9 protein-coding genes are annotated in these 11,414 nt (G+C 74.9%); 4 read left to right on the plus strand and 5 right to left on the minus strand.

All coding sequences use genetic code 11. From position 1 onward, the window contains the following. Window positions 1-32: 32 nt before the first annotated feature. Both ACFO4E_RS20345 and ACFO4E_RS20350 read right to left on the minus strand, forming a co-directional pair. Entirely contained in the window at window positions 33-2,246 is a 2,214-nt protein-coding gene (locus tag ACFO4E_RS20345) for a SpoIIE family protein phosphatase (protein WP_378577125.1), read from the minus strand. Window positions 2,247-2,968: 722 nt separating this feature from the next. Beyond that, complete coding sequence (locus tag ACFO4E_RS20350; RefSeq protein ID WP_378577127.1) at window positions 2,969-3,193, minus strand: hypothetical protein; 225 nt, start codon at window positions 3,191-3,193, stop codon at window positions 2,969-2,971. Between the two features lie 448 nt (window positions 3,194-3,641). On the opposite strand from ACFO4E_RS20350, the gene ACFO4E_RS20355 reads away from it, so the two are divergent. Then, window positions 3,642-4,400, plus strand: a complete 759-nt coding sequence (locus tag ACFO4E_RS20355) for an alpha/beta fold hydrolase (RefSeq protein WP_378577129.1) — start codon at window positions 3,642-3,644, stop codon at window positions 4,398-4,400. A gap of 103 nt (window positions 4,401-4,503) precedes the next feature. Further along, on the plus strand, window positions 4,504-5,625 hold the full coding sequence (locus ACFO4E_RS20360; protein WP_378577131.1) for a glycosyltransferase family 9 protein: 1,122 nt from the start codon (window positions 4,504-4,506) through the stop codon (window positions 5,623-5,625). Window positions 5,626-5,785: 160 nt separating this feature from the next. Here ACFO4E_RS20360 and ACFO4E_RS20365 read toward each other — a convergent pair whose 3' ends face one another. Next, window positions 5,786-6,196 (minus strand): ChaB family protein, encoded by a 411-nt coding sequence (locus ACFO4E_RS20365; protein WP_378577133.1) that lies wholly within the window; start codon window positions 6,194-6,196, stop codon window positions 5,786-5,788. Between the two features lie 235 nt (window positions 6,197-6,431). Here ACFO4E_RS20365 and ACFO4E_RS20370 point away from each other — a divergent pair, with 235 nt between their 5' ends. Beyond that, window positions 6,432-7,082, plus strand: a complete 651-nt coding sequence (locus ACFO4E_RS20370; protein WP_378577135.1) for a dienelactone hydrolase family protein — start codon at window positions 6,432-6,434, stop codon at window positions 7,080-7,082. Between the two features lie 439 nt (window positions 7,083-7,521). Beyond that, a complete protein-coding gene (locus ACFO4E_RS20375) occupies window positions 7,522-8,820 on the plus strand; it encodes a multidrug effflux MFS transporter (protein WP_378577260.1) in 1,299 nt (432 codons plus the stop codon). Window positions 8,821-8,866: 46 nt separating this feature from the next. On the opposite strand, the gene ACFO4E_RS20380 is transcribed toward ACFO4E_RS20375, so the two are convergent. Continuing rightward, complete coding sequence (locus tag ACFO4E_RS20380) at window positions 8,867-9,577, minus strand: pentapeptide repeat-containing protein (RefSeq protein WP_378577137.1); 711 nt, start codon at window positions 9,575-9,577, stop codon at window positions 8,867-8,869. Window positions 9,578-9,636: 59 nt separating this feature from the next. Beyond that, on the minus strand, window positions 9,637-11,229 hold the full coding sequence (locus tag ACFO4E_RS20385; RefSeq protein ID WP_378577139.1) for a PucR family transcriptional regulator: 1,593 nt from the start codon (window positions 11,227-11,229) through the stop codon (window positions 9,637-9,639). Window positions 11,230-11,414 lie beyond the last annotated feature (185 nt).

Raw genomic sequence — 11,414 nt, forward strand, 5'->3', positions numbered from 1 at the left:
GGCCGGCGCCCGGGAGCGGGCGTGACCGGGGGTCAGTGGTGGCCCGCTGCACCGCTCTGGTGGCGGGTGCCGCCTCCGGAGCGGGGCAGTTCTCGCCCGTGCTCATGGGGGTCCGCGACCGTTCCGTGCGGGCCGTCGCCGGCCCGCAGCAGGAGCAGGGCGACGTCGTCGGCGCGCTGGCGCGCCTCCTGCGCCTCGCGGGTGAGCACGTCGGCGGCCTCTCCGAGGTAGCGGCCGCCCACCTCGCCCAGGCGGTCGGCGAGGTCGGAGATCGCGTCGTCCAGGTCCACACCGGGCGACTCCACGAGCCCGTCGGTGTAGAGGGCCAGCACCGAGCCGACGGGCATCGTCAGCTCGATCTGCGGGTACTGCGCATCGGGGACGATGCCCAGCAGTACCCCGCCCGGTACGTCCAGCACCGAGGTCGTGCCCTCGGGCGTGCGCATCAGCGGCTGCGGGTGCCCGGCCCGGGCCAGCTCGACGGTCTCCTTCTTCAGGTCCAGCCGCAGGTAGGTGCAGCTCGCGAACAGGCCGGGATCGAGGTCGACGAGCATGCTGTTGGTGTGCGCCAGGACCGTCCCCGGTTCGCCCTGGGAGGTGTCGGTGTAGGCGCGCACGGCGGTGCGGACCTGCCCCATCAGCGCCGCCGCGCCTACGTTGTGGCCCTGGATGTCGCCGATGACGGCGGCGACCCGGTCCTCGTCGATGCGGATGATGTCGTAGAAGTCCCCGCCGATGGCCATGCCCTCGGTGCCGGGCAGGTAGCGGGCCGCCGCGGTGAGCCCGGGGATGCTGGGCAGTTCGCGCGGCAGCAGGCCGACCTGGAGGCCGTGGGCGAGGGCCTGCTTGGTGTCGTAGAGCCGGGCTCGTTCGAGCGCCTGGGCGATGAGCCCGCCCAGGGAGTTGAGCACGGAGCGCTCTTCGACGGTGAACCGGCGCGGCTGGGAGTAGGCGAGCACGCAGGCGCCCACCGATCGCCCCGAGGAGATCAGCGGCAGGAACGCCCACGCGCCCATGCCGTCGTGGGCGCTGGCCCGCGACCGGTAGGCGCGCTCCAGCTCGCGGCGCGACTCAACGAAGGCGGGGACACCGGTCAGCAGGGTGCGGGCACCCGGCGTGCGCGGGGTCACCGGGGTGCGGTCGAAGCGCTCGATGTCCTCGGGCCCGTAGCCGCTGGACCCGATGACCCGCAGCGTGCCGCCCTGCTCGGCGAGCAGGGCGAGCGCCTGCCCGCCGAAGGCGGGCATGACCTGGTCGACGACGAGGTCGATCACGTCCTGCTCGCCGACCGCCTCGGTCATCGCGCTGGCCAGGTTCAGGATGTGGTAGATCGCCCCGGCCCGGGAGGGAACGGTCAGGCCGCCCTCGGGGTCGGGCGCCATCGGCGGCGCGGGGACGTCCTCGGCCGGGCGCTCGGCGTGGGTGGGGACGATGCGCACGCTGATGCCCGTGGGGTCGGGGAACAGGTGGAATGACAGCCACTGGTCGGGCGGGCGCAGCGCGACGAAGGAGGTGGACTCCTGGCTCATCACCGCCGACCGGTAGCGGTCCTCGAACATCGGGTTGTTCAGCCACGGCAGCACCGTCCAGGGCTGTACCCCCAGCAGCCGCCCGACGTGCTCGCCCAGCAGCGAGGCCGCGGCCGGGCTCACGACGGTCAGCCTGCCCTGGACGTCCATCGAGCACAGCCCCTCGGGGATGCGCGACACCAGCGCGGCCATCGGGTCGCCGGAGGAGTCGCCGCGCGCGGGCGCGGGCGCGGGGATGTAGGGGCGGGGCCCGGGCTCGATGGGCCGCCCGTCGCGCTCGGCCCGCTCCAGGACGCGGGCCAGGCGCGTGGCGCCCGCGACGAGCCGGTCGCGCTCGCGGCGGCGCAGCTGGGCGCCGTGCGACGCGGGCCAGACCAGGAACAGCGCGCCGAACTCGCGCGCGTTGATGCGCAGCGGGGAGCCGGCCATCCCGAAGTCGTAGGGCAGGGTGAGCGCGGTGCGGGGATAGCGGCGGGCCATCTCCTCGGGCCCGCCGACCCAGACGACGCCCTGCTCCTGTAAGGCTTCGGCCGCGGGCATGGGCGACGGGAGCCGCACCCGCTCCCAGGGGCGCATGATGTCGCGCGGCATCCCGGCCAGGACCGCGAGCTCCATGGTGGACTCGCCGGTCAGCAGGAAGACACCGCCGGCGTGCGCGCCGAGTTCGCCCAGCAGGCTTACGAGGCCCTCGGCCACGCGATCCAACCCGTTTCGCACCCATTGACGCTGGTCAAGGGGCGTCGTCCGCTCCCGCACAGCTCCCCCGCTCCAGGACGCCGCCCTTCACGCTGGCGCCCGACCCGCCGATCGCCGGACATGGCGTGGACACGGTCACCGCCGGCCCCGGTGTCCCGGTGCCGGCCGGACCGGCGCACCAACGCGGCCCCATGACCAGAGGATACGCGCAACACCCGGAAGTCCGGTGATTCTGCGTGACCACGTCGTTGTGAACGGTAGCGGACGTTCGGCGGGTGGAGGGGTCCATTCGCGACACCGGACCGCCACGGAAGGCATCGATCCGCGGCGCACGCCGGGCTCCCGCACCGCCGATCGGGCACCGGTCCCCCGGCCGGGCCGCGTGATCGCGCTCACGCTACCACCGGGACCTGCGACGATGCCCGCAGGCGCGCCGCCGGGACCCGCCAGGGCAGGCCGGGACACGCCGAGCGGAACCGCGGGGGCGCGATGGCGCCGCGACACTCCCGCCACGGACCGGGAAAGTGCCGCCCTTCGCCAACCCGGAAAGGGCGGCCCGGGCGGCGCCGCGGAGCGCCGAATCGAATACCGCCGGGAAAGCGCTCCCGGCGCCGCCGACGGAATAGCGCGGGCGGGGATCCGCGGGCCGCGGCCGTGCCGCCCGCCCGGCCGCCGAACCCCTGGCGATGCCGCGGCGACTCAGCCGATCCCGGGCGCCGGGCGGAGCCGGGCACCGGAGAACGTCATTGCCAGTCGTCGACGAAGAGGTTGAATCCCGGAATCTGGTTCGCCGGCTGGCAGAACGCGGGGTAGCCGGCCTGCCCCGCCTCGGCAACGGCGTTGGTGCACTCCTCCTGGGTCGCATAGGTCCCCTGGAAGCGCACGACGGCCGCCGCGGGAGCCGCCACGGCGGTCGGCACGCCGCCGGCGACCGCCGCGAGAAGCACGAGAGAAAGAGCACGCCCCATGATGATTCCACCTTTCCCGAACAGAATCCGCCGCACCGAAAGGGAAACTATATCCGCCGATTACGCGCGTCAAGAAGGCGCCATGATTTCGGCGCCGACGTCCGCCGCACACGAAAAGAGAATCCGGTCAATGCGGACGAACCGAGCGGAGCGAATACCCCTTTCTCCGGCGAATCGCCACCGCCACAAAGGGAATCGCGAGGAATTTCCGACGGCCCGCGTTCACGAAGGACGGGTTTTCACGGAAGTGCGTCGTTGAAATCTGAACACCCTCCTCATGGCGCGCACCCCCACGCCCCCGCACGCGACCGGACACGCCCGCGGCCCGCGCCCGCGGGGGCCGAGCGGCCGAAACGGTTATCTTTGCAGTTCACGGCGGATTCCTGCCTCTCACCGTCCGCCGCACGATCACGGGCCCGGCACGGGCGCGACCGAGGGGGCCGCAGCGATGGGACGCTATGCCGATGTCGACGGCGTGCACACCTGGTACGACGACCGCGGCCACGGCGATCCGCTGGTGCTCCTGCACGGCTCGTTGAGCGATTCCCGCGTGTTCGACGGCAGCCTCACCCCCCTCGACGACCGCTTCCGGCTGCTCGCCCCCGATCGCCGCGGCCACGGACGCACCCCCGATACCGAGGGGCCGATCAGCCTCGACATCATGGCCCGGGACACCGTCGCCTTCCTGGAGCAGGTGGCCGGCGGCCCCGCGTCCCTGGCCGGGCACGGCGCCGGCGCGACGGTGGCGCTGATGACCGCCGTCCGCCGCCCCGACCTCGTCGAACGCCTCGTCCTGATCAGCGCGGCCTTCCGGCACGAGGGCATGATCCTGCGCCCGGGGGTGTCCGGCGGGGTCACCCCCGAGATCGCCGACGCCTACGCCGAAGTGTCGCCCGACGGCCGCGACCACCTGCCGGTCGTCCTGGAGAAGCTCGCCCTGTCCGCGGCCGCCGAGCCGGACCTGACCGAGCACGAGCTGTCCGCTGTCACCGCGCGCACCCTGGTCGTCAGCGGCGACGACGACCTGGTCACCCTGGAGCACACGGTCGCCCTCTACCGCGCGCTGCCCAGTGCCGAGCTGGCCGTGGTCCCCGGCACCTCGCACGCGCTCCTGCTGGAGAAGCCCGGCACCGTCCACCACCTGGTGGGCGGGTTCCTCACGGGCGAGCCCGCGTCCACCCTGCTGCCGGTCCGCCGCGCCCACTGACCGTGCCCCCTCGGGGCGGCCGAAGCGCCCCCACCCCCACGACCACCGGATATGCCCGATATGACACGGTTTGAACCGATCGCCGTGCGGTAGGTGGCCGCTCATGCGAGAGCCCGCACGGCCGCGCTCCGGGTACCCGAGCGTCCAGGTCCCGAGCCACCCGCCGCGATTCCCGCGCGCACCCCGCCCCGGCGACGACCGCCCGGACCTGCTCGTGCTGCGCTCCCGCGGGATCGGCGACTTCCTCACCGCGGTCCCCGCCCTCCGGGCCCTGGAACGCGCCCACCCCGGCCACCGCATCCACCTCGCCGCGCCCCGCGGGCACGCCGAGCTCCTCGCACTCGCCGGACTCGACTGGCCGCTCCTTCCCCTGGCCGCCCTCGCGGCGCCCCCCTGGCCCCGCCGCGTGCCCCCCGACCTCGCCGTCAACCTGCACGACGGCGACCCGCAGAGCATCCGCGCGCTGCGCGCCCTGCGCCCCGCCCTGCTGTGGACCTACGCCCACCGCGACGCCCCCGCCTCACCCGGCCCCCATCCCATCCCCGGTATCCACGAAACCGAGATCTGGTGCCGGCTCCTGCGCCACTACGGGGTCCCCGCCGAGGGAACCGACCTGCGGATGGTCCCGCCGCCGTTCCGCGGGCCCCGCCCCGGAGCGGCCGTCCTGCACCCCGGCGCCGGCTCCCGCGCCCCGCGCTGGCCCGAACGCCGCTTCGCCGAGATCGCCCGCATCCTCACCGGACGCGGCCACCGCGTCGTCATCACCGGGTCCGCCGCGGAGCGCGGCCCGGCCGAACGCGTCGGCCGGGCCGCCGGCATCGACCCCGCCGACGTCCTCGCCGGACGCACCACGCTGCCCGAGGCCGCGGCGCTCATCGCGGGGGCCGCCATCGTGGTCTGCGGCGACTCCGCAATGGCCCACCTGGCCACCGCCTACTCCACCCCCTCGGTCCGGATCCTCGGCGGCGTCTCGCCGGCCCGTTTCGGGCCGCGCATCGACGACGCGCTGCACGCCTGCCTGTGGTCGGGCGGCCCCGACGACCCCGACGCCCGGACGCCCGGCGCCGCCCTGCTGCGGATCAGCACCGCGCAGGTCATCGGCGCCCTCGACGACCTGCCGATCCGCGACGCCGCCCCCATCACCCGGATCCGGCCGGACCCCCGCCCCGCCCCGGCCTCCGTCCCGGCCGCCCCCGCGGCGTTTCGGCGGCGGCCGATTCGGTAGTCCCCCCAGAGAGCCATCGTGCCCTCCGGGGCACCTTCGGAGCCGGGCCGAGCTCCCTCCTGTACCGGGGGGATCGGGAGGGGGCCGCCCGGCGGACCACCGCGCACCAGGGGAGGGCGTCCCACGGGCCGCCCTCCCCTGCGATGCGCGCACCGACCGGTCAGGACGCGCGGGGCCGGCGCTTGCGCGGCCGGCCCGCCTTCTCCAGCGCCTCGACCAGCTCCGCCTTCGTCATCGTCGACCGCCCGGGAACGTCCAGCTCGCGGGCGCGCGCGTACAGGTACTCCTTGCCGACGCCGGCGTCCGCGCCGCCCGCGGTCCCGCGGACCCCGCTCCCGCGCGGGGCGCGCGGGCCGGCCGCGCGGGCGCCGGAGCCGCCGCGCGCCTCCTTCACCTTCCAGCGGCCCCCCGATTCCTCGAAGGTCCGCTTGAGCGCCGCGTAGGCGACCCGGTCCGCGCGCTCGCCCTCGCCGTAGGTGTCGACGGCGGAGTCGTGCGCACAGGACCAGGTGTCCTGAGCCCTGCGCGACGAGCGTCGCACCGTGTCCGGCAGGTTCTTCCGTCCCGGCATGGCCCTCCCCCTTCGGTCACGCGTTCACGACACGCCCGGAGCGGCACGTGATGATCCGCACGATCGTCGCGCGCGGCACGCCACGCCCCACCACATCGGGCGATCCGTCCGGACCGCTACCGATATCACCCCCTGAATAAACCAACGCGGCTTTCATGGAGGTTTGGCGGCGACGCGGACCGGTAGTGGCGCGATACCGGGACATGAGGAGGACGAACCAATGGATGTGCGATCCGTGACCGTGGACACGGGCGACGCCGCCCTGCCCGGCGACCTCGCCATCGGTCCCGAGGCGAGCGGCGTCGTGCTCTTCGCCCACGGCAGCGGCAGCTCCCGGCACAGCCCGCGCAACAGGGCCGTCGCCGACGCGCTCAACACCACGGGCTTCGGCACCCTCCTCATCGACCTGCTCACCGAGGAGGAGGGCGGCGACCTGACGCCCGGAGCGGGGCCGCGCTTCGACATCCCGCTGCTCACCCGCAGGCTGACGGCCACCGTCGACTGGCTCGGCGGCGACGCCGACACCGCCGGGAGCCCGATCGGCCTGTTCGGCTCCAGCACCGGCGCCGCCGCGGCCATCGGCACCGCGGCCGACCGGCCCCGCGAGGTCGGCGCCGTGGTCTGCCGGGGCGGGCGGGTCGACCTGGCGGCCGACCGCCTTCCGGAGGTGGACGCCCCCGTCCTCATGCTCGCCGGCAGCGCCGACCCGCCGATCGTGCGGATCAGCTTCGAGGCCGTCGAACGGCTGCACGTCCCCGGGCATGTGCACCTGGTACCCGACGCGACCCACCTGTTCGAGGAACCGGGCGCCTTGGAGCAGGTCACCGGTGCCGCCATGACCTGGTTCCGCGACCACCTCGCGGCGACGCCGCCCCCCGCCGGCTGACCCGCGCCCCTCCGCTTTCCTCCCCCCTTCCACGACACACCGCCCCTCCCCTCGGCGCGCCCATGCCGGGCGCGCCGGAGCGGAGGCGCGCCTGCCGCGCGGAGGCACCGCCTGCGCGCATCGGGCCGCCATGGGGAGGTGACCGGCCCGCGGGCACACGCGGGCGCCCCGGTCGGCGATGGCGCCGCGCCGGGGCGGCGTGTGCGGGGTCACGCGGCCTCCGCGCCGCCGCACGGCCTGCGGTCGGGCGGTCGGGCGGTGGTTCACATCACCACGGATGAGAAGGGATATCGGGATGTCGCCACGAGGAGTGCGTGTTGTCGCCCCAGTGCCCCGTTCAAGGGGCCGCTCCGGTGCCTCCGCCGCTCGGCGGCCGCTGTGCCGGTCCGTGCTCTCACGGTTTCCCGTGATCGACGCGATTCCCCGGTTCCGCTCCCCCATGTCCCAAGGAGTGCCCGTGACCCCCACCGCTGTGCGCGTATGCCCTCCGGCCGCCGCGCCCGCCCCCGCGGCCCCGGCCGCGGGCCGGCGGCCGCGTCCGGCGATGGCCCTTCTGGTGTTCGTCCTCGGCATGCTCTCGGCGACGACCTCGCTGGCGACCGACCTCTATCTGCCGGCGTTCCCGCAGATCGCCGCCGACCTCGGTGCGACCGAGCCGCAGATCCAGCTCACCCTGACGGCCACGATGGTGGGCCTGGCTGTGGGCCAGCTGGTGATCGGGCCCCTCAGCGACCGCTGGGGACGGCGCGTGCCGCTGCTCATCGGCATCGCGGTCTTCGCGGCGACGTCCTTCCTGTGCATGGCGGTCACCACCGCCGAGCAGTTCACGGCCCTGCGCTTCCTCCAGGGCCTGGCCGCCGCGACCGCCGCCGTGATCTCGCGGGCCGTGGTGCGCGACACCTTCGACGGCGACTCCGCCGTGCGCCTGTACTCGCGCCTGGCGCTGCTGGTGGGGCTGGCCCCGATGCTGGGGCCGGTCCTGGGCGGCCAGCTCATGCTGATCGGCCCGTGGGAACTGCTGTTCGGCCTGCTCGGTGTGGCCGGTCTCGGCGGGGTGGCGCTGGTGTTCGTCGGCCTGCCCGAGAGCCTGCCCGCTGAGCGGCGCGCCCGGCAGGACTGGGCCGCCACAATGCGGCTGTTCGGCGTCCTGCTGCGCGATCCGCGGTTCATCGTCCCGACGCTGACGATGGCGCTCAGCTTCGCGATGACGTTCACCTACATCTCCGCGTTCTCCTTCGTCTCGCAGGCGGAGCTCGGGGCGACGGCGCAGCAGTTCAGCATCGTCTTCGGCGTCAACACGCTCGGCATGATCCTGGGCAACCAGCTCAACGCGGCCCTGATCGGCCGGATGGACACGCCGCACCGGCTCGTCACCGGGCTGGCCGGCGCCACGGTGTCGGTGTTCGCCCTCGCGGTCCTGCACCTGTCGGGCGGCGCGACGCTCGTGACCGTGACGGCGGTGCTGTTCGTGATGATGTTCTGCACCGGGCTGATCTCGCCCAATGCCACGACGCTGGCGATCACCAGCCGTCCGGCGTCGGAGGCCGGCAGCGCGTCGGCGCTCCTGGGCACGTTGCAGTTCGCCCTCGGCGGCGTGCTGGCCGCCACCGCCGGCCTGACCGGCACGGACCACGCCACGCTGGGCAGCATGACCCTGGTCATGGTGGTCACGGCGCTGGCGGCGGCCGCGGTGTTCATCGTGGCCGCTGTGCGGCGCGGGTCCCTCGCCGCCGTCTGACGCCCGAACGGTCCGGGCGCGGGCGGGCCCGACGCCCGCCCCCGGATCAGCGGACGACCGAGATGCCCAGGTTCGCCAGCAGCTCCCCCGCCTGGTCGGGCGAGATGCTGGCGCCGCGCAGCACCGGCGCGTCGGCCAGGTCCAGCGTCCCGATGTCGGCCCCGCGCAGATCGGCCCCGCCGAAGTCGGCGCCGCGCAGGACCGCCCCGCGCAGCCGGCTGTCGGACCACACGGTGTCGCGCAGATCGGCGCGGGAGAGGTCGGCGTCGTCGAGCCGCAGGCCGCGCAGCTCCTGGCCGCGCAGCCGCACGCCCTTGAGGCGGGCGAGCATGAGGTTGCACTGCGCCAGCGTGTAGCCGATCCCGCGGCACCCCGACAGGCTCGCGCCGGTCATCCGGCAGCCGGTGAAGGCGGTCCCGGTGAGCAGCGTCCGGTGCCACGTGGTGTTGGCGAGGTCGACCCGGGTGAAGGACGCGTCGGAGCACTCGGCTCCGGTGAAGGACGCGCCGGGAGCTCCCCCGCCCTCCCACTGCGAACCGTCGAGATCGGCGCCGTCGAAGCGCACGCTGTCGAGATTGCAGCCGGTGAACACGGCCTCGGCGAGCGAGGCGCCACGCAGGTCGGCGCCGTGGAAGTCGCAGTCGGTGAACGCCCGCGGCCGCAGAAGAGCGGGGGCGGCCAGCGCATCGCGCAGGTCGCGCCCTGACAGGTCGGCACCGCGCACCTCGCAGCCGACGGGTGGGATCTCGTATGGCATGCGGCGAGATTAGCGGCCGCCCGCGGCATGCCCCGCCGCGGCCTACCGCGGGAGGGGCCTCACGCGCGCAGTTTGAGGGCGAGGAGGAGGTCCACCCGGTGGTCGAGCCGGCTGAGGTCGCGGCCGGTCAGCTCCTCGACCCGCCCGATGCGGTAGCGCAGGGTATTGACGTGCACGTGCATGGCCTGGGCGCAGCGCTGCCACGACCCGGAGTGCCGGAGGAAGCGCTCCAGGGTCTCGACCAGGTCGGAGCGGTGGTCGCGGTCGTAGTCGAGCAGCGGGCCCAGGAGCCGGTCGCGGTAGGCGGAGCGGACATCCTCGGGCACCGAGGCCAGGAGCAGGTCGTGGGTGTCGATCTCGGCGCCGGTCACGATGCCCGTCCGCCCGCCGCGCAGCTCGGCGAGGCGCCGGGCGTGGTCGGCCTCCACGGCCGCGCCCCGCAGGCCCGCGACGTCGCGGACGGTGGAGCTGACGCCGACCACCAGTCGGTGGCCGCCCAGGCCGGCCCCCAGGACCCGCGCCCCCCGGGCGAGGTCGCCGTGCAGCCGGCCCTCCGGTTCGAGGGAACCGTCGCCGGGGTCCGCCACGACCGCGACGGCGGCGGCCCCGCCGGTGACCACGGCGCCGGGCACCGCCCCCACCAGTTCGGCGGTGACCCGCCGGGCGAGATCGGGCGGGTGCGGCTGGGGCAGCAGGGCGGCGCTCACCACGACCAGGCCGGAGGCGTCCGGGCCGCCGCCCCCGTCGGCGGTGCCGGCCCCGCCGGGGCGCAACAGGGAGATCACCTCGTCGTAACGCCGCTCGGCGAGCAGGCGCGGTAGACCTTCGGTATGCCGCGCATCGCTCAACGCCAGCTCCTCGTCGCGGCTGCGCGCCAGGACCGTGAGGGAGAGCAGCTCCGCGACCGCCTCGTGGGTCTCCTCCGACCAGGCCGTGTGGTCGCCGTCGCACACCAGCGACCACCCCGCCAGGGGGTGGAAGGCCCGCGTGCGCACCTGGAGGGCGGTGACCGTGCGCGGCGCGGCGTCGCGCACGCCGATCTGCGCGGTGCAGCGCGTGAGCGGGGCGGCGGCCAGGGCATGGGAGGCGACCAGCTCGCGGTCGGCCGCCGCGGGTTCGAGGCCGCCGGCGGCGACGGTCCGCCCGGTGCTGGAGAGCACGCAGGCGCGGATCCCCGCCGCCGCGGCGGCCGTGGCGAACACCGCGGGGAAATCGGCCCCCGCGGCGATCTGGGCCATCAGCCGCCGCTGGCGGTGCCGGTCCTCGGCGATGGCGGCGAACCGCCGCCGGTCGAGCAGGCGCAGCACCTCCTCGGTGACCGCGCCGAACGAGGTCTCGGCGGGGACCTCCAGCAACGGCAGGCCGTGCCTCTCGCACGCGTCGACGAGATCGGCGGGCACCTCGCCCAGCGCCGCGCCGGCCGCCAGGCAGGCCGCGCCCGCTTCGGCCAGCGCGCCGACGAAGGTCTCGGAGTCCTCGGGCCCCGTGCGCCACATCATTCCGGTCAGGACGAGTTCGCCGCCGCTCAGATAGCGCCCGGGGCGCAGCAGGTCGGTGGTGTAGGCGCGGCGGATGGTCCGATGCGCGCGACCGGTGCCGCCGAGGAGGCGCAGGCGCAGCCGCGGAATGGCGACCAGCTCACTGATCTGCATGGACGTCCTCTCGCTTCACGGGGTCCGCGGCCGACGGCTGCGCGCCCCCCTCCGCGTGGCGGAAACGTTAGCCCACGCCACCGACTTGTAGGAATGAACGAAAAGCCCGGGTCGGCGGGGTGGCCGCTTCAGGCCATCGGCGTCTGGCCCGGCGCCGGGCCCGGTGGTCTACTGCACGTGGGGGC

The organism is Nocardiopsis mangrovi (assembly GCF_042653925.1).
In the GTDB taxonomy this organism is placed as follows: Bacteria; Actinomycetota; Actinomycetes; order Streptosporangiales; family Streptosporangiaceae; genus Nocardiopsis_B; species Nocardiopsis_B mangrovi.